This window comes from Actinomadura rayongensis, assembly GCF_009831215.1.
Taxonomy (GTDB): domain Bacteria; phylum Actinomycetota; class Actinomycetes; order Streptosporangiales; family Streptosporangiaceae; genus Spirillospora; species Spirillospora rayongensis.
This window is the reverse complement of sequence record NZ_WUTW01000004.1, coordinates 84,290-106,368: the sequence shown is the minus strand read 5'-3', so window position 1 is coordinate 106,368 and position 22,079 is coordinate 84,290. Positions and strand designations below refer to the sequence as shown.

The window sequence follows — 22,079 nt, the reverse complement described above, 5'->3', positions numbered from 1 at the left end:
CAGTGGTGGCACCGGACGTATCGTCGGACGTCGACGCCGCGAGGACGGTGTCGCTGACAGGGCCCGGCCACCTGTCGGGGAGCCTGCGCGTCCCGGGCGACAAGTCGATCTCCCACCGGGCGCTGCTGCTCGCGGGCCTGGCCGAGGGCGAGAGCCTGATCACCGGGCTGTCGGGCGGCGACGACGTGCGGCGCACCCGGCTGGCGCTGGAGAGCTACGGCGTCCGGATCGAACCGGCGGGCGACGGCCTGCGCGTGCGCGGCGGCCTCCAGGACGAGCCGGACGAACCACTCGACCTCGGCAACTCCGGCACCGCCACGCGCCTGTTCGCGGGCGTGTGCGCCGGACGCGACGGTTACGCGGTCCTCACCGGCGACCAGTACCTGCGCGCCCGCCCGATGAGCCGCGTCGCGGTCCCGCTGCGCGCGATGGGCGCCGCGATCGACGGGCGCCGCGGCGGCGACCTGCTGCCGCTCGGCGTCCGGGGCGGGCGGCTCACCGGCATCGACTACGACTCGCCGGTCGCGAGCGCGCAGGTCAAGTCGGCGATCCTGCTGGCCGGGCTCGGCGCGAGCGGCCCCACGAGCGTCCGCGAGCCCGCGCCCACCCGGCGGCACACCGAGGAGATGCTGGCGGACTTCGGCGGCAACGTCGTCGTGGACGGGACGCGGGTGACGATCGAGCCGTCCCCGCTGCGCGCGACCGACGTGGACGTCCCGGGCGACCCGTCGCAGGCGGCCTTCTGGACCGTCGCGGCCCTGATCGTCCCGGACGCGTCGGTGGCGGTCGAGAACGTCTACCTCGGCTTCGGCAGGACCGGGTTCGTCGACGTCCTGCGCCGCATGGGCGCCGACATCGACGTGGACGCGTCCACCGGCCTGATCCGCGCCCGCAGCACCCGCCTGACCGGCATCGACATCTCCGGCGCGGACATTCCGTCGATCATCGACGAGGTCCCGATCCTCGCGGTCGCCGCCGCCGCCGCGTCCGGCACGACCACGATCAGCGGCGCCCAGGAGCTGCGCGTCAAGGAGAGCGACCGGATCGCCAGCACGGTCCGGATGCTGCGGGCGTTCGGCGCACGGGCGCACGAGACCGAGGACGGCATGATCATCGAGGGCGGCGCCCCGGTCCGCGGCGGCGTCGTGGACAGCCACGGCGACCACCGCATCGCGATGTCCGCCTGCATCAACGCCCTCGTCGCCGAGGGCACGACCGTCATCCACGGCTGGGACTCGGTCGCCACCAGCTACCCGGGCTTCGCGGCCCACCTCGCCGCCCTGTCCGGCGGCGCGGTGACGCTGAGCGCCTGACGTCCGGCCGGCCCGCGCGGACGCGGACCGACCGGGTCATTTCACCCCGGGACGAGGAGACACGAGGTCGCCCGCTCGTCGTCCTTGGGCCGAGCAGGTCAGGTCACGCCGGGACGAGGTAGGCGTGGCTCATCGCCGAGCGGTGCGTCGTGGCGGAGCCGCGCCGGTCGGGCAGCCCGACCGCCGTGCCCTGCACCGCCGCGGGCTGGCCGCGCAGCCAGTCCACGCGCACGTAGACGCTGAACTTGGGGGCGCAGCCGGCGGCCGTGGACACCTTGAAGTGCGGCTTGTAGAGCGGCACGACGGCGTGGTGGACCCAGTACGGGACCGTCTTCGTGACGCTGGTCGTCGCGTCGCTGTGGCACAGGTGCGTGCCCTTGGAGTCCCACTGGGCGACGATCAGCGTGAACTTGGCCGTCGTGGACCCGTTCTTGTCGCAGGCCACATTGCGCTGGCAGACCTGGAAGTCCACGTCGCCGAACGCGCTGAGCTCCCGGAACCCGGGCGGCGCGGCGGTGACGGGCAGCGCGGGCTGCCGCAGCGTCCGGCGCCTGGCGTCGACGGGCAGGTCGCCGTACGGCATGTCGTACTCCAGCGGCTTCCCGCTCGCGGCGTTGGCGACCGAGGTGTCGGCGAACCGCAGCGAGCCGCCCGCGATCATCACCGAGGACGGCTGCTTGTAGAGCGAGGCGACCCGCGCGTACGTCGTGCAGGTGGCGGTCGCGGCGACGCCCGGGTGCAGGAGGAACTTGGTGACGATCCAGACGTCCTCCCACTTCGGGTCCTTGCCGGTGCCCGCGTAGACGTTCTGCCCCATGACCAGGTTCTTGCTTCCGCCCGGCCAGGTGCAGCGCACCTCGTTGTCCACCATCGTCCGGACGGTGGCCGCGTTGGCGCGCAGCGCGGAGACCACGTACGCGGTCTGCTTCGCCGACATCGCGAGCCGCACGGTGCCGAGGGCGACGACGTTGTGGTCGATCCCGGACTTCGGCGGCCGGGGACCGGTGATCCGCTGCGCCTTGAACGTGTACGACGGCGCGGCGGCGGCCGAGGGCGTCACGGTGGACGACCGCGAGACCGTCAACCCGACAAAACAGGCCAAACCAGCCATCGTTATGCATATTGCCGCAAAGGCAATTCGTTTCATGGGGAGCACTCCTTTTCCGCGGGCGAGCCTAGCGCCGTTTCCCGCACAAAAGGGCACCGTTTCGTCACGATCCGTGGCGTTCCATGGGATTTACGGCGAGGTGCGCGTGCAGTTCGCCCGACGCGGTCCAGCGCGGCCGCGTCGGCAAAGACGAGGTTGACGCCGGGAGGCGATCCGCTCCCATGGCGGCGTCCAACCAGGAACTGCACCGGCAGATCCGGGAGATCAGCGGGCAGGAGACGGCGACGCGCGGGCTGGAGCGGCTGCGGGCGCAGAGCGTCCGGCACCAGTCCCGGCTCGCCATGCATCCGGGACGTTCGGCGGTCGGCCTGACCGAGCACGTGGCGATCATCAACGCGGTGTGCGCCCAGAATCCCGTGGCGACCGAACAGGCCATGCGGGAGCACCTGGCCAGCGTCATCACCGCCATGCGCGAGATCGGGGAGCGGGGCAGGACGGGCCTGCGCGTCTAGCCGCGCGGTCACGCTTCCACCGGCGGCGTGCCGTGGGTGTGGATCGTCTTGAGCCCCCGCGCCTGACCCTTGGCGCGTTCGGCCTCCGTCGTGAACGTCTCCCAGTCCGGGGAGAGCACGAGCCGCGCGCCCGGGTGGCACAGCGAATCCGGTTGCCGCCCGGTTCGTAGAGGTAGAGGAAGAACGTCTGCTGGATGGCGTGCTTGTGCGGGCCGGTCTCGATGAAGACGCCCTTGTCAGGAACACGTCGGCGGCGCGCAGGATGCCTCGCGGGTCTCGTTGGCGAACGCGATGTGGTGCAGGCGCCCACGCGAGCCCGTCCGGTCGCGCGTGTAGACGAGGTCGTAGGACTTGTTGGTGAAGGTGAGCCAGCGGCCGGCGATCGTCCCGTCGTCCAGCCGGATCTGCTCGGTCGGACGCCCGCCGAGCACGTCCCGGACGAACCCGGTGCTCGGCTCGACCTCGGCGGCCAAGAAGTTCACGCGGTCAAGGCGGCGGACGCATACGCCGCGCCCCGGGTACGCCTGCGCCTGGTTCTTCAGCGCGGGCGCCAGCTCGGGCGGCACCGCGTACCACTCGCTCTCCCAGTAGATCTCCAGCTCGTGGCCGTCGGGGCTGTGGAAGACGTACGTCGGGCCGAGGCCCGGGTCGCCGTCGTGCCAGCCCCGGTGCAGAACCGCGCGACGGCGAACCAGCGCGTCGGCATCGGCGCCCTGGCCGCGCTGATCGGCGCCTACGTCACCGACAACGCCCCGCCGCGCCGCCGCACCCCTGCACCTGGCGATCGGCATGGGCGCGATCGGGATCGGCGGCAGCGCCTCGCCGCTGCTCGGCCGGATCCTGCTGCCGGACGTGGAGTTCCAGGTCCTGTTCCTGTTCGGCGCGGTGTCGCTGCTCCTCGTCCCGGCGAGCTGGTGGATCGTTCCAGCAATGGGCGGCCACTGCGTCGGCGACGGCGCGGAAACGCCGGGAGGATTTCGCCCCGTGAAGCCCGGGGAAGCGGAGCGCCGGGAGGGCCTCGGTCAGATGAGGCTCAGGGAACCGGATCCGCTCGGAGCCGGGTGGGTGAACTGGGGGCACCGCGGCCGGTGGAAGCTCCACCGCCGGACGGATCAAGGCGTATCGACCCGCACGGCGCGGGACTGATGGTGGCGGGGACTCAAGGACCCTCTGAGCCTTCTCGATGACCTCAACGAGGCCGGGACGCAGTCCAAACTCGCTACGGCTGCCGGGCCTGTCGCGTGAGGACGACTCCGTCCGGTGACGACGCGCCCGGTGGACGGCTGCTTGAACATCCGGCAGGCGAACGTCCGGAACCCCCTGCGGCGTCTGGTCTCGTTACGGATGCATTCGAAGGCGGTCCGGATCGTCCCACCTGTGCCCTTGCCTATGCCTGCCCGTCCAAGTTCTCCGGGTAGAGAACACTGCCCAGTTGCGCGCGGAGCTCGGCGTTCTCCTTCGCCAGCTCCTCGCGGTCCGCGCGGAGCAGCTCGACCTCTTTTTCAACCTTGTCGAGGAAGACATCGACCTCCTCCTCGTCGTAGCCCGGACGGAATCGGACGGTGCCGAAACGTGCTTCGCGAATGTCGTTGGGAGTGATCCGTGCCGGAAGATCAAATTCCGGAGTCGAGGTCGGCGGATCCAGATTCTCCAAGAGGTTCTCGAGATGATGACGGTGTCGCTCCGCGGCGGCGATGCGCTGGCGGGCGTGTTCCAAACGACGTCTCAGCTCGAAGATCTCCTGCTCGAGATCGTTCTTCTCGGCTTGCAGGTCGGCGCGCTCGGCGTCCCACGCGCTTCGAAGCCGGCTCAGCTGGTCGGTGAGGTCGTTGCATCGGTGGGTCAGGTCGGCCAGATGCGCCTCCAGCCCGCGGGCGTAGCGGTCGGCCTCACGCTGCGCGAACTCTGCCAGTTCGAGTTCGTCGTTGACCTGGCGAACTCGGTACTCGTGCGGATGAGCCGTTTGCAGGGCCTGCAACTGCAAGCCGTTGAGATGCTCTCGGACTTCCGGAGAGACCTCATTGCCGTGTTCGGCCAAGATCGTCAGCAACTTGTCCAGGAACCAGGAGTCGCGCGGCACGCGCTTGCCGTTGAGGTAGCGCGACAGAGTCCCCTTGTCGATCGGATGCCCACTGGCGAATCGCTTCAGCGACATTCCAGTCGCCGCCCAGACTTTCCGCAGCTCTGCAACCCATGCTTGTACTTCGGGGCTGAGGCTGGGGTCCAGTTCTGCCAGCCGGGTCGCACCAGATGCGGCGGCTGGCAACGGTCGAAGGGTTGATCCGGTCATAGCCCCTGATTGTGGCGCGCCGACCTGGCGCGGGTGCTCCATTTGACGAGTTCGACCGGGTTGCCGCACCGTGCAACCCGGTCCTGGGGCCTCGTTCGTCGGTCGGCCTTCCGGTCCGCGCGGTGAATGCCCGTTATGCACTCCATCGCTGATAACCCGGCCCTGATCTTCCAATCTGTTGCCATCCCCCGCAACCCCTTGTCCGGAGTCGTTGCGGCGTGGTGCAACCCCTCCGGGTACTGCATCAATGGGACTCGCACCGGCACGACCAGTGTCCGGACCGTCCCAAGGAGCACATCCATGTCCACCACCCCCCACCGACGGCACCGCTTCCAGCGCAAGGTCGGCCGTCTGATCCAGGCGGCCCTTTTCGCCGCCGTGCGCGGCCTTGCCTACGCTCTCGGAGGGGCGGTCGGTGCCGGATTCTTCTACTGGGTGACCCAGCACTTTTAGCCGTTTCCCGGCCCCCGCGGCAGCAGCCGGCAACATCGGCAGCACCGACAGGACGTGACGCCAAGGGACTTTTACGCCCGGGACGACCGAGCGCGGGCCCGAGCCCTCTTCGGGTCGCTGCGCCGGGAGGCCGTTCCGCACGACCTTGCCGACGCGCCGTCGATCGGCTGGACCGTGCCTGCGAGGGCTGGCACCAGATCCTGGTGAAGGGGTCGTCACTGCCGTGTCCGATCTCCGTGGAGCCGGCGGAGCCCGGTGCCGTGTCGTGTTCGGTCAGGTGGGCGGCTGATAGGTGGCGGCGAGGTGGTCGTGGAGTTCGGCGTGGCGGAACTGGTAGACGGGGCCGACCGCGCGTAGCAGTCCGAGGCGGTGGCAGTCGTCCAGGAACGGCATCAGTCGGCGCGGCAGGAGGCCGGCCCGGGCCAGCTTCCCGGTAGCGATCAGATATGCCGGCCAAGCCCGATGATCCCCGATCCTGAGCCCGATCACGAGCCCGATCGCGAGCCCGATCACGAGCCCGCCCGTGAGCCCGAACGCGAGGCTGCCCGCGAGCCCGCCCGCAAGCCCGCTGGCGCTGGTGCGGAGCAGGTTCAGGGTTCGGTCGGCGCGCCAACTACTCATCGGCGTTGCAGCGCGCTGACCTTGGGCTGGTCTCTCGGCCCACTGCAGCAGCCCGCCCGCGAGACTGCCCGCGAGCCCGCCCGCGAGCCCGACTGTGAGTCCGCCTATGAGTCCGCCTGTGAGCCCGAACGCGAGCCCGACTGAAAGCCCGACTGAAAGCCCGACTGAAAGCCCGAACGAGAGCCCGGCCGCGAGGTGGCGTCTGAGTTCGGCCGAGCGTTGGCGGATCTTCAGGTCCGCATAGCCAGGCGAGTCCTGCGCCCACGATCTCGCGGTGAGCCCGCCCGCGAGCCCGTTCACGAGCCCGAACGTGAGCCCGAATGCGAGGCCGAACGCGAGGCCGACCGAGAGCCCGATCGGGCGCCCGCCCGAGAGCCCGCCTGCGAGCCCGAACGCGAGCCCGCCTGCGAGCCCGAACGCGAGCCCGGTTGTGAGGGTGGTGAGGAGAGTAATGGTGAGCTGGGTGACGGGGGTGATGGTGTTGGTTGTGGCGGCGAGTCGCCACCAGGCGAAGTCGCGGGTTCCTTGGCGGCTGGTGAGGTGGAGGGCGAGGTACCCCAGCCAACGTCGTGTCTCTGCGGGGTCGTGGTGGTGGCGTGGCCGGAACGGGTCGGCGGGGTTGTCGCTGGGTGGGCGAGTGGTGATGAGGGCGCGGATGAGCTGGTCGAACAGGGTGGCCTGGAGCGCGGCGGGGGTCGGGAAGCGGACTTGGTCGGTCAGGGCGGCGGGGTCGGTGCCGGGGGTGATGTAGACGGTGCGCAGCAGCCACAGGCCCAGCGGGGTGGCGGTCACCCGGGCCAGCACCCCGGCCGGTCCGGGCGGCACCTGGTGGAGGGAGGCCAGGCCGGTGGCGGGTGTGGTGCGTAGCTTGGTGAGGGTCTGTTCCCAGGCGGGTCCTGGGGAGGGCGGCAGGCAGTGGGTGAGGTAGGTGGCGGCGGCTGCGGGGGACAGCGGGAGTGGTTCCAGGACGGCGGCGGAGGTGATGACGTCTCCGGCCGCGGCGATGGCGTCGGTGTACTCGGTGGTGCGGCTGGTGAGGATGAGCTGGTCGCCGCCGCCCAGGGATCGGTTCAACGCCGTGATCACGCTGGTCTGGGCGTGCGGGGGCAGCTCGTCGAGCCCGTCCAGGACCGGCAGCACGTGCCCGCGGCCGGTCAGTGCATGCGCGACGGCGGTGCCCAGGTCGGGTGAGCGCAGGGCCGGGTAGTCGCGGGCGAGCCGGTCGGCGATCCAGTCGTGCAGGCGGGGGAACTGCTCGGTGTCCCAGCCCGCCACCGGCAGCAGCACCGGGACCGGCTCGTCGGGGTGCTGGTCGCAGGTGGCCAGCAGGTGCAGTAGCAGTTGGATCGCCAGCGTGGTCTTGCCCGTCCCGGGCCCGCCCAGGATCACCAGCCGGCGCCGTCGGGTGCGGCGGAACCGGTCCGCGAGAGCGGCGATGTCGGAGCTGGAAGCCGTCCACCACACCCCGCCCGCCGACCCGCCCACTGGCCCGCTCACCGGCCCGGCGGCGGGGTCGATGAGCGCGGGATGGTCCATCAGCGCGGGCGCGCCCGGGATCGGCGCCGGGGTGCGCCACCGCACCGGGATCGGATCGGGGTCCTGCAGCGACCGCAACCGCGTTTCGTCCTTCCACTGCCCGGCCACCGTCTCGGCCAGCACGTCCTTGGCCCGGGCCAGCACGTCACCGGTAGGGGCGGCCGCTACGCGCAACTGGCGGGAGCGTTGCCACGCCCACCGGAACACCAGGACGAGCGGCACCGCGACGGCGAACACGAACCCCCCGGTCAACTGGGCGCGGTTCGCCGAAATCTGCAGTCCGTCCTTGCCGGACAGCGGCGCGAACGTCACCACGCCCAACCCCAGCACCCCGGCCGCCGCCACCAAGACCGCCAGCCAAGGCCACCAGCGCTTCCCTCCACCCATGCCCGCAATCCTGGAGCCCCCCGCCCACACCGCGCCGCCCCAGTCCACAAGCGGCCCCCGCTTCTCTCGCGAAAGGGGGGGGCGGGAAAGTCGACGTCGGTCTGGTGGACCGAAAGGACCGGGTGTCCGTAGGTGCCGTGGCAGATGGGGAGATAGCGGTGGGCGAAGGCGGGGATGAGTTGGGCACCTGGCCGAGGTGGCTTCGTGCGGTCACGAGCGCTTCTGCGGGGTCGTCGGGGCGGTCTCCCATGCTTGCTCCCAGAAACCGTTCCGGATTCGCTGAGGCCGAGGATCGGTTCGAGACCGCGCGAATTGGTGCCGGGCGGGGGTTCACGTCACGCAGGCAATCCGTCGGCGTTTGCTGCTGCTCACCCGGTCTCGCGTCGGCGGAGCGCGTCCTTTCCGGGCGGCGCACCGAACCGGCGGCGGTATTCGCGGCTGAATCATGCGCGAGAGCCGGGCGAGGCCGTCCACACGGATCGGGTCGGCGTAGTGGTCGCGGATCCAGGCGACGGCGCGGCTCACCCGGCTGAGGCCGCTGTCGCCGAGGCCGAGCTGCCGCACCGCCGCGCCCTGCGCGCCGGTCACGTGCAGCGCCCGTCCCGACGGAGCCGCGGAAACCGTCGCGATGATCGAGAAGGACGGCGGCACCGCCGTCGCCCTCCCGCTGGACGTCGGCCGGAGCGACACCTTCCCCGCCTTCAAGGACGCCGTCGTCCAGGCCCGTCAACACGACCAGCAACTCGGCGCTCGTGACCGGACTGGAACCCGGCTACTCCGCCTACGCGTCGATGAAAGGCGGCCTGGCCGTCCTGACCCGCTATCTCGCCAAGGAACTCGGCACACGTGGCATCCGCGTCAACTCCGTCGCCCCGGCGCCACCCGCACCCGCATCGCGGACGACGCCTTCGCGAAATACCCGGAGGTCATCCCGCCCCTCGCCGCCCGGACCGTCCTCGGCCGCCTCGGTGAACCGGACGACATCGGCGCGGTCATCGCCTTTCTGCTCGCCGACGGAGGTTGGATCACCGCGCAGGACATCGAGGTCTCCGGCGGCTACAACCTGTGACGCGCCCGCCGGTCCCTGTTCGGTGCCGGCGGGCGGGCGTTGCGCCTGCTGTGCCGTTCCAGGTCTCGGACCTTGCGGACGAACGAAGAGGCAGAGCCGGGCGCGCGGCCCGGCTCTGGCTCGGTCGGGCGATCAGCGGGCGGCCACCGCGTCGGCGACGGCGCGGAACGCCGGAAGGGCTTCGGCCATGTGCAGCTCGGAGTTGAGGTCCTGGCTGGTCTTGACGATGACGACGTCCCGCCGGGGCGAGATGTAGACGAACTGGCCGAGGATGCCGATGGCGGCGTAGTCGCCCTGGTCGCCGAGCCACCACTGGTAGCCGTATCCGTAGGCGTTCTCGGCGCTGTCGGGCGCGGCGGGCGTGAGGTGGTGGGGCTGGAGGTAGGGCGCGGTGGCCCGGGTCGAGTCGTTGTTCCACCCGCTCGGGATGACCTGGCGTCCGCCCGCGCGGCCGTCCCGCAGGTACAGCAGGCCGAACCGGGCGAAGTCGCGGACAGTCGCGTGGTAGCAGCAGTAGCCGATGTCGCTGCCCTGGTAGTCGCGGCCCATCAGCATCGGGCTCTGCATCCCGGCGGGCTGCCAGATCTTCTCGCGCACGTAGGTGGACAGTGGCGTGCCGGTGGCCTTGGCGACGAGCCAGCCCAGGACGAACGTGTTCATCGAATCGTAGTTCCAGCGGGTCCCCGGCGGGACGTCGCGCTCGGCCTCGCGCGCCTGGCTCGTGAGCGACGCGCCGAGCACCATCCGGATCGTGGTGAACGTCGAGCCCTTGAACGGGTTGGCGTAGTCGGTCTCGTCGTACTTGTGGCCGGACGCCATCTGCAGGAGGTCGCGGATCGCGACGCCGTCGTAGCCCGTGCCGCGCAGCTCGGGGACGTACTTCGTCACCGGGTCGGCGACCGAGGCGATCCGGCCGTCGGCGACGGCGGCGCCCACGGCGGTGGCGGTGATGGACTTGCCGACCGACCAGGAGTTGAAGCGGCTGGCGGCGTCGTAGCCGGCGAAGTAGCGCTCGTCGACGATGGTCCCGCCGCGCAGGACGAGGTAGCCGAGCGTCGAGGACCGGGCGAGGAAGTCGTCCAGCGTGCTGGTCCGTCCGCCGAACGAGTATCTCGGGTTGACGGGCGCGTTCCGCACGGCGAGCGGTTCGGGAGTGGCCGACGGGGCGACCGTCGTCGTCGGGTAGAAGGGCACGTGCGGCAGGAGCGGCAGGGGGAGCGGAGCGTCGTCCGCGCGGGCCGGAGCCGTCAGCGCCGAGGTCACGAGGACGGCGGCCGAGACGGCCGCGAAGGCACCTCGCTTGAGCATGTCGGGTTCTCCGTTCGGTGGGGGGGAGGCCCGATCGAAACACCTAAGCACCAGTGGTGTCAACGGTGGTGCTCAAGGTCGGCCGCTACCCTGGGACGATGACCGAAGCAGCCCCCCGGCCCGTGCGGCGGCGCCGCTCCCTGGGCTTTCTCACCCCGGAAGTGATCATGGACGCGGCCATGGCGCTGATGGAACGAGAGGGGTCGGAGGCGCTGACGTTCCGGCGGCTCGGCACCGAGCTCGGCGTCGACCACACGGCCGTCCTGCGCCACTTCGGGGGCAAGGACGACCTGCTGCTCGCCCTCACCGACCGGCTGCTCGCCGAATCGCTCCACGGCTTCGTCGCTTCCGCGGACTGGCGGCAGACGCTGACCGACCTGGCCCGCCGCGTCCGCCGGGCCTGCCGCGCCCACCCGCACTCGGCGGCCCTGGTCGCCGGACGCACGTCCCGGGGCGCGGCCGAGTTCGCCGGCGCCGAGATCGTCCTCGGCGCCCTGCTCCAGGCCGGACTGCAGGGCCGGGAGGCCGCCTCCTGCTATCGCGCGCTGGTCGACACCGCGCTGGCCTACTCGACCTACGAGGCCGTCCACCTGACGCTGCCCGAATCCGCCCGCGCCCGCGACCACGAAGCCTGGTCGCGCGAATACCGCGCCCTGCCCGCCGACCGCTACCCGTCGATCGCGGCGGTGTCCGAGCACCTGGCCGAGGCCGACGCCGAAGACCAGTTCGAGACCGCCCTGGCCCTCTTCCTCGACGCCGTCGAACTCCGCGCCGCCCGCTCCTGAGCGAAATTCTCTCCCGCCGCCGCAATCCACGGGCGCGCGGTTTCGAGGGTCGCCGTGTCGGTGAAGGCATTCTTTGCGTCTTGGATCGCGGTGTCCCGCCCCGCCGAAAGAGGGTTGACCCCCTTGCAAAACCACCCGGCACAGAGCGTGCTCCGCTGTGGCCCGGCGGAGAAAACGGATATGACATGTCCGGTTGAGGACAGTTTCGGATCTTGAAAATTTTCGGCGCGGCGGCTGATCGTATGGCTGGTAGCGATCATCATTCCGACGAAGGAGTCACATGCCGCTCACTTCGTGGTCACGACGCGTCGCGGCCCTGGCCGCCGTACTGGTGTTGAGTTCGCTCGGCACCGCACCGGTCACCCAGGCGAAGATCGTGGCGAAACCCAAACCGAGAATAGTGAAAGAGATCGCGCACGACACGTCCCGCAAGCCGTTGCGGGCGATGAAGGGCGTGAAGCCGCGCGTCCGGCCCGAAGGCGACGAGGAGGACGGCCAACTGGAGCCGAACCCCTCCGGGCCGACCACGGACCCGGTGCGCCAGACGGGCAGGGTCACGACCGCCGCCGCGCAGCTCCAGGGCTTCGAGGGCCTGGGCGCGGGAATGCCCGGGCCGAACGCGGCGTACAACACTCCGCCCGACCCCAATCTCGCGGTCGGCACGAGCCAGGTCGCCGAAATTGTCAACAACAGCTACGCCGTCTTCGACAAGACCGGTAACACGCTGCTCGGGCCGAACTACAGCACGGCCTTCTGGGACGATTTCGACGCCGGGGAATGCACCAACAGCTTCACCGGTGACAGCGTGATCCGGTACGACAACGCCGCCGGGCGCTGGGTGGTCGCCGAGTACGCGGTCGGTGGAGACTTCTATGTCTGCGTGGCCGTCAGCACCAGCTCCGACGCGACCGGAAAGTACAACCGCTACGCCTTCCCCGCGGCTCTTTTCCCGGACTACCCGAAGTTCGGGGTGTGGCCCGACGCCTATTACCTCACGTCGAACTACTTCCCGGACGGAGGCAGCGCGTACGCCGAGGTCTGCGCGCTGGACCGGACCGCGATGATCAACGGCACCGCCGCGGGCCAGCAGTGCTTCGCGACGACCAGTTACAGCCTGCTGCCCGCCGACGTGGACGGCGGCACACCGCCGCTCGGAGCGCCCAACCCTCTCGTCGGACTGGGCTCCTCGCAGAACACGCTGAACTACTACACGTTCCACGTCGACTGGACGAATCCGAGCAACACGACACTCACCGGCCCGACCAGCCTGTCCGTGGCGACCTGGCCGTACACCTGTTTCGGTTGCGTCCCGCAGCCGGGCACGCCACAGCAGCTCGAAGCGTTGTCGGACCGGGCGATGTTCCGGCTGGCCTACCGGAACTTCGGCGACCACGAGTCGCTGGTGTTCGACCACACCGTGACCCCGGCAGGCGGGCCGTCGGGCGTCCGCTGGTACGAACTGCGCATCGGCGCCGGGGGCACGCCGTCGGTCTACCAGCAGGGCACCTGGTCGCCCGACTCCGCCTGGCGTTTCCAGGGATCGATCGCGCAGGACAAGGTCGGCAACATGGGGCTCGGCTACACGGTGAGCAGCGGCACGGTCTACCCGTCGATCCGCTTCACCGGCCGCCTGGCCGGTGACCCGCTCGGTCAGATGACGCAGGGCGAGGGCACCATCCAGGCCGGAAGCGGCTCCCAGACGACGGACGACGACCGGGACCGCTGGGGCGACTACACGTCGATGAACATCGACCCGTTCGACCGATGCACCTTCTGGTACGCCAACGAGTACCTCGTGTCGGGCAGCAATTCCTGGCGCACCAGGATCGGCACGTTCTCGCTGCCGAACTGCTCGGTCGCCAACAGCGACTTCGAGGCGGCCACCCTCGCGGGCTGGAACCCGACCGGCACCACCGGCTTCAGCACGACCGGCCCGCACGGTGGCGCGCAGTCCGTCCAGCTCGGGGCCGCGACGCCCACCAACGGCGACTCCCAGATCGTCCAGACGTTCATCGCCCCGTACGGCGCGCACTCGGTGTCCTTCTGGTACCGGGCGGCCTGCACGGGCACGGTGACGACCGACTGGGCGACGGCGACGATCTACGACTTCAAGACGTCGACCACCAGCACCGTCCTGCCGAAGACGTGCACCAATGACGGCGTCTGGCGGCAGGCCACGGCCACGATCACCGGTGGCAGGGCCTATCGGCTGACGCTCGTCAACCACGACGACAACACGACCGGAACCGCGACCTCCACCAAGTACGACGACGTCACCTTCTCCTGACCCGACCGGCTGAAGGGTCGACGGCCGGCTCCCGGGGCCGCCGACCCTTCACGGTCGTCAGGGGATCTTCGGGACGGAGCGTTCGAGGATGGGGGAGAGGTCGAGGCCCGGGGGCAGGGTGCCGTAGGCATTGCCCCAGTCGTCGCCCAGGCGGGTGACGCAGAAGGCTTCGGCGACGGCGGGGTGGCCGTGGCGGACGAGGAGGGACGCCTGGAGGGTCAGGGCCAGGTGCTCGACCACGCGGCGGGCGCGGATTTCCACGGTGGCGGTGTCGGCGAAGCTGGCTTTGGCCTTTTGGATCGCGGTGTCCAGGTGGGGGTTGGCTCCGGTGGCCTTGTCCAGTTCGTCGAAGAAGATTTCCAGAGATTCGGGCTGCTTCATGACCGCTCGTAGCGCGTCCAGGGCTGCCACGTTTCCTGAGCCTTCCCAGATGCCGTTCAGGGGGCTTTCGCGGAAGAGGCGGGGCATGCCGGAGTCTTCTACGTAGCCGTTGCCGCCCAGGCATTCCAGGGCTTCTGCGGTGTGGGACGGCCAGCGCTTGCAGACCCAGTATTTCCCTACGGCCAAGGCCAGGCGTTTGAAGGCGTCTTCGCGGGCGTCGCCGCGGACGGCGCGGTCCGCGGCGCCGGCCAGGCGTGTCATGAGGGTGGTCGCCGCTTCGGACTCGATCGCCAGGTCCGCCAAGACGTTCCGCATCAGCGGCTGGTCGATGAGGTAGGAGCCGAACGCCTTGCGGTGGGCGGCGTGGTGGGCGGCGGTGATGAGGCCCTGGCGCATTCCCGCCGCCGCGCCGATCACGCAGTCCAGGCGGGTCATGTTGACCATTTCGATGATGGTCCGGACGCCGCGGCCTTCTTCGCCCACGCGCCATGCGACCGCGTTCTCGTATTCGATTTCTGACGAGGCGTTCGAGCGGTTGCCCAGTTTGTCTTTCAGGCGCATGAGCCGCAGGGGGTTCTGGGTGCCGTCGGGGAGGACGCGCGGGACCAGGAAGCACGTCAGGCCGCCCGGTGCCTGCGCCAGCGTCAGGAACACGTCGCACATCGGGGCGCTGGTGAACCACTTGTGGCCCACCAGGTGATAGGTGCCGTCAGCGGACGGGGTCGCGGTCGTCGTGTTCGCCCGGACGTCTGAGCCGCCCTGCTTTTCCGTCATCGACATCCCGGCCAGCAGACCGCGCTTGCCGAGCGGAGCGCGCAGACCGAAGTCGTAGACGGGTTCGGTCAGCAGCGGCTCGTAGAGCGCGGCCAGGTCGGGGGCCTGGCGGAGGGCGGGGACGGCCGCGTAGGTCATCGAGACCGGGCAGCCGTGGCCCGCGTCGACGCGCCAGGCGAAGAACTTCGCGGCCCGGGCGACGTGCGCGCCCGGACGGTCGTCCGCCCACGGCGCGCCGTGCAGGCCGCGGGTGACCGCCACGTTCATCAGTTCGTGCCACGCCGGGTGGAACTCGACCGTGTCGATGCGGTGGCCGTAGCGGTCGTGCGTGCGCAGGACGGGCGGGTGCTCGTTCGCCAGCCGTCCCCACTCCTGCGCCTGCTCGGTGCCCGCCAGGACGCCCAGCTCGTGGACCTCCGAAGCGGCCCAGGCGGCGCCCTCGCGTTCCAGGCCGGACAGCAGGGCGGGGTCGTCGGCCAGGTCGTGGCCGACGAGCGGCGGGACCTGGTTGAACACGGTGTGCGTCGTCACGGTCGTACTCCCAGCGATCGGTGGGCGAAGGCGATGAGGGACGGGACGGTCCCGGGCGCGATCGAGCCCGCCGCCAGCGGCGCGACCAGCGCCTCCCCGATGGCCCCGACGAGCGCGGTCGCCGAGAGCGCCGCGTCCTGGTCGGGCAGTTCGCCGGCGGCGATCGCGGCGGCGACGAAGCGGGTGAAGACGGCGGCGTAGGCGCGGCGGAAGACCAGGCGCTCGGCCTCGACGGCGGGGTCGACGGGCTCGGCGAGCAGCGCGTACGCCAGCCGGGGCGAGCGCAGCGCGCGGCCCGCGAACGTCTCGATCACGGCGGTGGTGCGCGCGGCGGCGGTGGTCTCCAGTTCGGCGGCGCGGGCCACGGCGTCGACCTCGCGTCGGGAGGCCGTCCGGAACACCTCGGCCATGAGGTCGGCCTTGGCGGGGAAGTGGCGGTAGACGCTGCCGGTCGCCATCCCCGCGCGCTCGGCGACCGCGCCGACCGAGCAGCCCCGGTAGCCGTGCTCGGCGACGAGGTCGAGCGCGGCGGCGACGACGCGGTCCCGGGACGCGCTGAGCCGCGCCTGCACGCCGGGCGTCCTCCGATAGGGCATGGCAAGGATTGAACCTCAGTTCATTCCTTCAGGGCAACCCCCTCCTCCCTAGGGCGCGGCCCCATCTCGTCCGCGCGGCGGATTGCCCGGCGCCCGCGGGGGCATACCTTCGGAATCATGAGCGCGCCCACCCCGCAGCACGGACCGGTCCCCTCGTCCGACCGCACGGCGCCGGTCCGCGCGTCCGGCGCCGAGCGCGCGGCCGTCGTGGAGCGGCTGCGCGTCGCGTCGGTCGAGGGACGGCTGACCTTCCAGGAGCTGACCGACCGCACGGCGGCGGCGTACGCGGCGCGCACGCGCGGCGAGCTGGAGCGCGTCACCGGCGACCTGCCCGCGCTCGGCGCGCCCGGCGCCGCGCCCGCGCCGCGCCAGGTGGTGCGGCGCTTCACCGCGATCATGGGCGACTGCGACGCGCGGCCCGCCGGGCGCATCGACCAGGACCTCGAGGCCCTGGCCGTCCTCGGCGACGTCGTGCTCGACCTGCGCGCCGCCCAGGTGCCGAGCGGCGAGGTGACGGTCAGCGCGATGGCCGTTCTCGGCGACGTGCGGATCATCGTCCCGGACGGCGTGCGCGTCGAGATGACCGGCCGCGCCGTCCTCGGGGACCGGCGGGTGCTCGTCGGCGACCAGGAGCCCGACCGCCGCCTGCCGGTGGTGCGGGTGCGCGCGAACTCCATCCTCGGCGACGTGCGGATCGTCGCGGGGGACCGGCAGGACGCGCGGCGCCGTCCGGTGACCGAGCCCCGCGCCGCCGACTGAGCCCGCGCCTGTATCGCTCTCCGCTGCCAAATTACGGTCGCCGATACGTACACCGCGTCGTATCCGGCATACCACTCATGCGGTCATGATGGCCTCCCACGAGTACAAGTAAGTACTTATGAGAGGAACCGCCCCCATGCCCCTCTGGAGCCACGCGCGCCCCAAGACCGCCCTGACGGCGGTCGCCGCGTTCGCCGCGCTGACGTCCGTCACCGCCGTCGGCGCCCCCGCGCACGCCGACACCAACCCGTTCCAGCGCGGCCCCGCGCCCACCGAGGCGAGCGTGAGCGCGCAGAAGGGTCCGTTCGCGACCGCGCAGGTCAACGTTCCCGCCAACAGCGGCGAAGGCTTCAACGACGGGACGATCTACTACCCGACCGACACCAGCCAGGGCACGTTCGGCGCGATCGCCGTGATGCCGGGCTTCCTGTCGCCGCAGGACTGGATCCGCTGGTACGGGCCGACGCTGGCGTCCCAGGGGTTCGTCGTGATGACGCTCGACAGCAAGGGCTTCATCGATTCGCCGACCGCCCGCGGCAACCAGTTGCTCGCCGCGCTGGACTACCTGACGACCAAGAGCAAGGTCGTGGACCGCATCGACACCAGCCGCCTCGGGGTCGTCGGCTGGTCGATGGGCGGCGGCGGCGCGCTGGAGTCGACGTACAACCGGCCGTCGCTGAAGGCGGACGTCGCGCTCGCGCCCTGGCACGTCGGCCTGGACCAGAGCAAGATCACCGTGCCCAGCCTGATCCTCGCGGACGACAACGACTGGCTGGCGCCGACCGGCTCGTTCGCCAAGCCGTTCTACGCCGGCATCCCCGAGAGCACGAACAAGGCGTTCATCGAGCTGAAGAACGCCAACCACTTCACGTTCACGGGCTACAACAAGAACATCGCCAAGTACGCGGTGTCGTGGCTCAAGCGGTTCGTCGACGACGACACCCGCTACGACCAGTTCCTCTGCCCGAAGCCGGCGACGAACAACGAGATCTCCCAGTCCGAGGAGACCTGCCCGCTGCACTGATGATCCCCGCCGACGGCGGTGCCGCCCGGGCGGCACCGCCGTCGCGCGGTCAGCGGGCGTTGCGGGCCGTCCGGGCGCCGAGCCAGGCGGCGTACAGGGCCGTCCCGGCGAGGCCGGCGCGGCGCGTCCGCCGGGCGGTCAGCGCGAGGCCGAGCGCGATCTCGGTCGCGCCGTTGCGCTGGATCCAGGCCCGCGTGTTCTCCGGGAAGGCGATCCGGGTGACGGGCGCGAAGGCCCCCGGCGCGGCGAAGTGGGCGGCGCCGGTGGCGGCCAGGACGAGTCCGGCGGTGCGCAGAAGGGCCATGACGTGGTTCCTTTCGGGAGGGCGGACCGACGCTAGCCGCGCATTGGACGGCCCGTCAATACCGGCTCAGCGCGAGTCGTCCTCCCGCTCGGCGCGCTCCACGCCCTCCTCGTCGGGCCGCAGCGAGGCCCGCCAGTCGTCGCGCGCGTCCGCCCACTCGGTCGCCACGCCGGGCACGCCGGTCCCGCTGGTGCCGGGCGTTCCCGCGCCGGGCACCGTCCGGCCCCGCCAGTCCGACCCCCGGGTGACGGGGGCGTAGCACTCGTCGTCGGTCTCCCGGGGCGCGTGCCCGGGGTCGTCGCGTTCGCTCATGGGCGGGCGCCTACCCGCTCCGGCGCGTCCGTCACACGGCCCGGGCCGACGTCTCCGCCAGGGCCGCCGCGTACCGGGCGACGACCAGCTCCGCGATCTCCGGGGCCGCGCCGAGGACGGGCGACACCACGTCCGCGCCCGCCTCCCGCCGCACCCGGTCGGCGAAGAACCCGGGCGCGAGGAAGCACGACGCCACCGCCACGCGCCGCGCCCCGGACGCCCGCAGCGCCGCCACCGCCGCGTCCGGCCGGAGCCCGGTCCCGGACGCGAACGCCGCCACCGCCGTGCGCCCGCGCCAGCGCGCGGCCAGCGCGCGGACGGACGCGTTCGCCGCCGGATCCCGCGACCCCGCCACGGCCAGCACGACCGGGATGTCCGGATCGTCCGCGCCCACCTCGGCCAGCCGCCGCTCCAGCGCCGCGAGGACCAGCGGATCGGGGCCGAGCGTCGCGGCCTGGCGCGTCCGCAGCCGGTGCGGCGCCCGCGCCAGCACGCCCGGAATGTCGATCTTGCTGTGGTAGGCGGACGTCAGCAGCAGCGGCACGACCACCGCCGCCCGCGCCCCGCCGTCCGCCAGCCCCGCCAGCACCCGGCCGGGCGCGGGCGCCGCGTGGTCCAGGAACGACCCGTGGACGGGCACGTCCGGACGCAGCGCGCGCACCTCGTCCAGCAGGTCCGCCACCGTGGCGGCGGCGCGGGGGTCACGGCTCCCGTGCGCCACCGCCACCATCGGTGGGACGGTCAGAGATGGATGCCGCACTCGGTCTTGCCCATCCCGGCCCACCGGCCGCTGCGCGGGTCGTCACCGGGCTCGACGCGGCTCGTGCAGGGCTCGCAGCCGATCGACGGGTAGCCGTCGTAGTGCAGCGGGTTCACGAGGACGCCGTTGTCGGACATGTAGTTGTCCATGTCCTCCTGCGTCCAGCCGAGGATCGGGTTGACCTTCACCATGCCGCGCTTGCGGTCCCACTCGACCACGCGGCGGTCGCGGCGGCTGGCGGTCTCGTCCCGGCGGATGCCGCTGAACCACGCCATGTAGCCCTCCAGCGCGCGGCCGAGCGGCTCGACCTTGCGCAGGTGGCAGCACAGGTCCGGGTTGCGGCCGTACAGGCGCGGACCGAGCGCGGCCTCCTGCTCGGCGACGGTCCGCGACGGGGTCACGTTGATGACGTTCACGGGGTACACGGCCTCGACGGCGTCGCGCGTACCGATCGTCTCGGCGAAGTGGTAGCCGGTGTCCACGAACAGGACGTCGATGCCCGGCTTGACCTTCGACACGAGGTGGATGAGCGCGGCGTCCGACATCGAGGACGTCAGGCAGATGCGGTCGCCGAACGTCGCGGACGCCCAGCGGATCACCTCGAGTGCGGGGGCGCCCTCCAGGGCGCTCGCCGCGGACTCGACGATGTCCTCCAGGTCGAGGGTGGGTCTGTCGATCTCCAGCACGGTCACCGGGGATCCTCCTTCACAGGCTGGGGCGCTCCAACACCGAGGAACGAGAGGCGGAAGGAACGGACACAGTCTCGGCACGACCACGTCCCCTCCGCCTCCAGCGGGACGAGGTTCTCGTCGCCGCAGTAAGGGCAGAAGAAGGGAGCGGCACGCTCACTCATGAGATCTCCCTTCGCTCGCCGGGGCGGGAGCGCCCCGGCACGGTCACTTCAGGTCGGCGTCGTCGGCCCGCCGCACCCACGCGGCGAACGACTCGCCGTCCGCGCGCTGGGCGTCGTAGTTGCGGACGACCCGCTCGACGTAGTCGGTCAGCCCGTCGGACGTCGTCTTCAGCCCGCGGACCTTCTTGCCGAACGTCGCGCCGAGCTGCCCGCCCAGGTGGATCTGGAAGCCCTCGACCTGGTCGCCGTTCTCGTCCACGACGAGCTGGCCCTTCAGGCCGATGTCGGCGACCTGGATGCGGGCGCAGGCGTTCGGGCAGCCGTTGACGTTGATGGACAGCGGCTGGTCGAACCCGGGGAGGCGCTTCTCCAGTTCGTCGACCAGGTCCATCGCGCGCTGCTTGGTCTCGACGATCGCGAGCTTGCAGTACTCGATGCCGGTGCAGGCCATCGTGTTGCGGCGGAACGTGGACGGGTGCACCTGGAGGTCGTGCTCGGCGAGCGCGGCGGCGAGCGGCGCGGTGTTCTCCTCGGGCACGTCGAGGATCACCATCTTCTGCTCGGCCGTCGTGCGCACCCGTCCGGACCCGTAGCGCTGGGCCAGGTCGGCGATCGCGCCGAGCAGTTCGCCGTTGACGCGGCCGACGCGCGGCGCGAACCCGACGTAGAAGTTCCCGTCCTTCTGCGGCCGGATCCCGACGTGGTCGCGGTTCGGCAGCGGCGCGGCGGGCTCGGGGCCGTCCGGCAGGGCGTACCCGAGGTAGTCCTTCTCCAGCACCTCGCGGAACTTCTCCGCGCCCCAGTCGTTGACCAGGAACTTGATGCGGGCGCGGTGCCGCAGCCGCCGGTACCCGTAGTCGCGGAAGATCGAGATGACGCCCTTCCACACCTCGTGGACCTGGTCGGGCCGGACGAACACCCCGAGGCTCTTGGCGAACATCGGGTTGGTCGACAGGCCGCCGCCGACGAACGCCTGGTAGCCGGTGTTGCTCTCGTCGTCGACCACGCCGACGAAGGCCACGTCGTTGATCTCGTGGACCGTGCAGTGCGCCGTGCAGCCGCTCACGGCCGTCTTGAACTTCCGCGGCAGGTTGGAAAATTCCGGGGAGCCGATGTAGCGGTCGTAGATGTCGCGGATCTGCGGGCCGCCGTCGATCACCTCGTCCGCCGCGATCCCGGCCACCGGGCACCCGATGATGACGCGGGGCGTGTCACCGCACGCCTCCATGGTGCTGAGGCCGACCGCCTCCAGGGCCTCCCAGATCGCCGGGACGTCCTCGATCCGGATCCAGTGGTACTGGATGTTCTGCCGGTCGGTGATGTCGGCGGTGCCCCGCGCGTACTTCACCGAGATGTCGGCGAGCGTGCGGAGCTGCGCGCCGTCGAGCTGGCCCCCGTCGATGCGGACGCGGAGCATGAAGTAGCGGTCGTCCAGCTCCTCGTCCTCCAGCGCGCCCGTCTTGCCGCCGTCGATGCCCGGCTTGCGCTGCGTGTAGAGCCCGAACCAGCGGAACCGTCCCCGCAGGTCGGCGGGGTCGATCGAGTCGAAGCCGGCCTTGGAGTAGACGTCGAGGATCCGGCGGCGGACGTTCAGCCCGTCGTCGTTCTTCTTGTTCTCTTCGTTCTTGTTGAGGGGTTCGCGGTAGCCGAGGGCCCACTGGCCCTCGCCTCGCTTGCGCTTGGTCGCAGGTGGCACGGCGCGCGTCCTAATCCAGGTGGGTGGAGGACGCGTAGCGCACGGCGGCTCGCTGACGGCCGGCTCGACGCTGAGCAGGAAGGTGTCATCGGGTGACGCCGATGCGCCACGCGCCCGCGATTCAACGGTGGGGGCGTGGTCGGGGCGTCACAGACAGATCGCGCTGCGGACGCGCAGGAAGTCCACGTGCCGGCGCATCACCAGCAGGGGGTCCGCAGCAGTCATGCGTCGACTCTGACATGCGGATCCGTCCACTGTCCAGTTGTGTCCGGAATGCGGACGGGTGAGAAGTGTCATCCCTGCCGCCTCCAGTTCACCGGAGGTTCAGCCGGGGCGGCCTCTCGTCCGCCAGGGGCGGGCGCGGCGGCGTCGTCGCGCTCGGTGACCGGCGGCTGGTGCTGGCAGTCGCACCACGAACCG

At 71.2% G+C, this 22,079-nt stretch carries 21 protein-coding genes and 1 pseudogene; 9 read left to right on the top strand and 13 right to left on the bottom strand.

Features of this window, described 5'->3' with window-relative positions:
* Positions 1 to 5 precede the first annotated feature (5 nt).
* A complete protein-coding gene (gene aroA, locus GQ466_RS19725; RefSeq protein WP_202420804.1) occupies positions 6 to 1,313 on the top strand; it encodes a 3-phosphoshikimate 1-carboxyvinyltransferase in 1,308 nt (435 codons plus the stop codon).
* Between the two features lie 103 nt (positions 1,314 to 1,416).
* On the opposite strand, the gene GQ466_RS19720 is transcribed toward aroA, so the two are convergent.
* A complete protein-coding gene (locus GQ466_RS19720; protein WP_161104464.1) occupies positions 1,417 to 2,373 on the bottom strand; it encodes a hypothetical protein in 957 nt (318 codons plus the stop codon).
* Between the two features lie 170 nt (positions 2,374 to 2,543).
* On the opposite strand from GQ466_RS19720, the gene GQ466_RS19715 reads away from it, so the two are divergent.
* A complete protein-coding gene (locus tag GQ466_RS19715; protein WP_161104463.1) occupies positions 2,544 to 2,933 on the top strand; it encodes an FCD domain-containing protein in 390 nt (129 codons plus the stop codon).
* Positions 2,934 to 3,169: 236 nt separating this feature from the next.
* Here GQ466_RS19715 and GQ466_RS19710 read toward each other — a convergent pair whose 3' ends face one another.
* Complete coding sequence (locus GQ466_RS19710; protein WP_237418181.1) at positions 3,170 to 3,724, bottom strand: hypothetical protein; 555 nt, start codon at positions 3,722 to 3,724, stop codon at positions 3,170 to 3,172.
* Between GQ466_RS19710 and GQ466_RS19705 the strand changes: the two genes are divergently transcribed.
* Positions 3,723 to 4,079: a hypothetical protein gene (locus GQ466_RS19705; protein WP_161104462.1), complete on the top strand. Its 357-nt coding sequence runs from the start codon at positions 3,723 to 3,725 to the stop codon at positions 4,077 to 4,079. The genes GQ466_RS19710 and GQ466_RS19705 overlap by 2 nt on opposite strands.
* A 241-nt stretch (positions 4,080 to 4,320) precedes the next feature.
* Here GQ466_RS19705 and GQ466_RS19700 read toward each other — a convergent pair whose 3' ends face one another.
* Positions 4,321 to 5,223 (bottom strand): DivIVA domain-containing protein, encoded by a 903-nt coding sequence (locus tag GQ466_RS19700; RefSeq protein ID WP_237418180.1) that lies wholly within the window; start codon positions 5,221 to 5,223, stop codon positions 4,321 to 4,323.
* Between the two features lie 300 nt (positions 5,224 to 5,523).
* Here GQ466_RS19700 and GQ466_RS19695 point away from each other — a divergent pair, with 300 nt between their 5' ends.
* Positions 5,524 to 5,676 carry a hypothetical protein gene (locus GQ466_RS19695; protein ID WP_161104461.1) on the top strand — a complete coding sequence of 51 codons (153 nt, stop codon included), beginning with the start codon at positions 5,524 to 5,526 and terminating at the stop codon, positions 5,674 to 5,676.
* A 273-nt stretch (positions 5,677 to 5,949) separates the two neighbouring features.
* On the opposite strand, the gene GQ466_RS19690 is transcribed toward GQ466_RS19695, so the two are convergent.
* Positions 5,950 to 8,220 (bottom strand): NACHT domain-containing protein, encoded by a 2,271-nt coding sequence (locus tag GQ466_RS19690; protein ID WP_161104460.1) that lies wholly within the window; start codon positions 8,218 to 8,220, stop codon positions 5,950 to 5,952.
* Positions 8,221 to 8,550: 330 nt separating this feature from the next.
* The gene (locus GQ466_RS19685; RefSeq protein ID WP_202420803.1) at positions 8,551 to 8,871 is read right to left on the bottom strand and encodes a hypothetical protein; all 321 of its coding nucleotides are present in this window, start codon (positions 8,869 to 8,871) and stop codon (positions 8,551 to 8,553) included.
* 101 nt (positions 8,872 to 8,972) lie between these two features.
* Between GQ466_RS19685 and GQ466_RS32415 the strand changes: the two are divergent.
* Positions 8,973 to 9,289: pseudogene (locus tag GQ466_RS32415) on the top strand (SDR family oxidoreductase).
* Between the two features lie 132 nt (positions 9,290 to 9,421).
* Here the strand turns inward: GQ466_RS32415 and GQ466_RS19675 are convergent.
* Positions 9,422 to 10,597 carry a serine hydrolase domain-containing protein gene (locus GQ466_RS19675; protein ID WP_161104459.1) on the bottom strand — a complete coding sequence of 392 codons (1,176 nt, stop codon included), beginning with the start codon at positions 10,595 to 10,597 and terminating at the stop codon, positions 9,422 to 9,424.
* A 98-nt stretch (positions 10,598 to 10,695) separates the two neighbouring features.
* Between GQ466_RS19675 and GQ466_RS19670 the strand changes: the two genes are divergently transcribed.
* Entirely contained in the window at positions 10,696 to 11,382 is a 687-nt protein-coding gene (locus tag GQ466_RS19670; RefSeq protein ID WP_161104458.1) for a TetR/AcrR family transcriptional regulator C-terminal domain-containing protein, read from the top strand.
* A gap of 280 nt (positions 11,383 to 11,662) precedes the next feature.
* On the top strand, positions 11,663 to 13,669 hold the full coding sequence (locus tag GQ466_RS19665) for a hypothetical protein (protein WP_202420802.1): 2,007 nt from the start codon (positions 11,663 to 11,665) through the stop codon (positions 13,667 to 13,669).
* A gap of 57 nt (positions 13,670 to 13,726) precedes the next feature.
* Here the strand turns inward: GQ466_RS19665 and GQ466_RS19660 are convergent, their stop codons facing one another.
* Positions 13,727 to 15,355 carry an acyl-CoA dehydrogenase family protein gene (locus GQ466_RS19660; protein ID WP_161104457.1) on the bottom strand — a complete coding sequence of 543 codons (1,629 nt, stop codon included), beginning with the start codon at positions 15,353 to 15,355 and terminating at the stop codon, positions 13,727 to 13,729.
* Positions 15,352 to 15,951, bottom strand: a complete 600-nt coding sequence (locus GQ466_RS19655; RefSeq protein ID WP_161104456.1) for a TetR/AcrR family transcriptional regulator — start codon at positions 15,949 to 15,951, stop codon at positions 15,352 to 15,354. Before GQ466_RS19655 ends, GQ466_RS19660 begins: the two co-directional genes overlap by 4 nt.
* Before the next feature lie 117 nt (positions 15,952 to 16,068).
* Here GQ466_RS19655 and GQ466_RS19650 point away from each other — a divergent pair, with 117 nt between their 5' ends.
* Both GQ466_RS19650 and GQ466_RS19645 read left to right on the top strand, forming a co-directional pair.
* Entirely contained in the window at positions 16,069 to 16,710 is a 642-nt protein-coding gene (locus GQ466_RS19650; RefSeq protein WP_161104455.1) for a DUF1707 domain-containing protein, read from the top strand.
* 136 nt (positions 16,711 to 16,846) lie between these two features.
* The gene (locus GQ466_RS19645) at positions 16,847 to 17,734 is read left to right on the top strand and encodes a dienelactone hydrolase family protein (RefSeq protein WP_161104454.1); all 888 of its coding nucleotides are present in this window, start codon (positions 16,847 to 16,849) and stop codon (positions 17,732 to 17,734) included.
* 49 nt (positions 17,735 to 17,783) lie between these two features.
* On the opposite strand, the gene GQ466_RS19640 is transcribed toward GQ466_RS19645, so the two are convergent.
* The 5 genes from GQ466_RS19640 to GQ466_RS19620 form a co-directional block, all read right to left on the bottom strand.
* A complete protein-coding gene (locus GQ466_RS19640) occupies positions 17,784 to 18,038 on the bottom strand; it encodes a hypothetical protein (RefSeq protein ID WP_161104453.1) in 255 nt (84 codons plus the stop codon).
* A gap of 66 nt (positions 18,039 to 18,104) precedes the next feature.
* Complete coding sequence (locus GQ466_RS19635) at positions 18,105 to 18,350, bottom strand: hypothetical protein (RefSeq protein WP_161104452.1); 246 nt, start codon at positions 18,348 to 18,350, stop codon at positions 18,105 to 18,107.
* Between the two features lie 31 nt (positions 18,351 to 18,381).
* On the bottom strand, positions 18,382 to 19,080 hold the full coding sequence (locus GQ466_RS19630) for a sirohydrochlorin chelatase (protein WP_161104451.1): 699 nt from the start codon (positions 19,078 to 19,080) through the stop codon (positions 18,382 to 18,384).
* Positions 19,081 to 19,091: 11 nt separating this feature from the next.
* Positions 19,092 to 19,802, bottom strand: a complete 711-nt coding sequence (locus GQ466_RS19625; protein ID WP_161104450.1) for a phosphoadenylyl-sulfate reductase — start codon at positions 19,800 to 19,802, stop codon at positions 19,092 to 19,094.
* Positions 19,803 to 20,006: 204 nt separating this feature from the next.
* Entirely contained in the window at positions 20,007 to 21,659 is a 1,653-nt protein-coding gene (locus GQ466_RS19620) for a nitrite/sulfite reductase (RefSeq protein ID WP_161104449.1), read from the bottom strand.
* Positions 21,660 to 22,079: the final 420 nt, after the last annotated feature.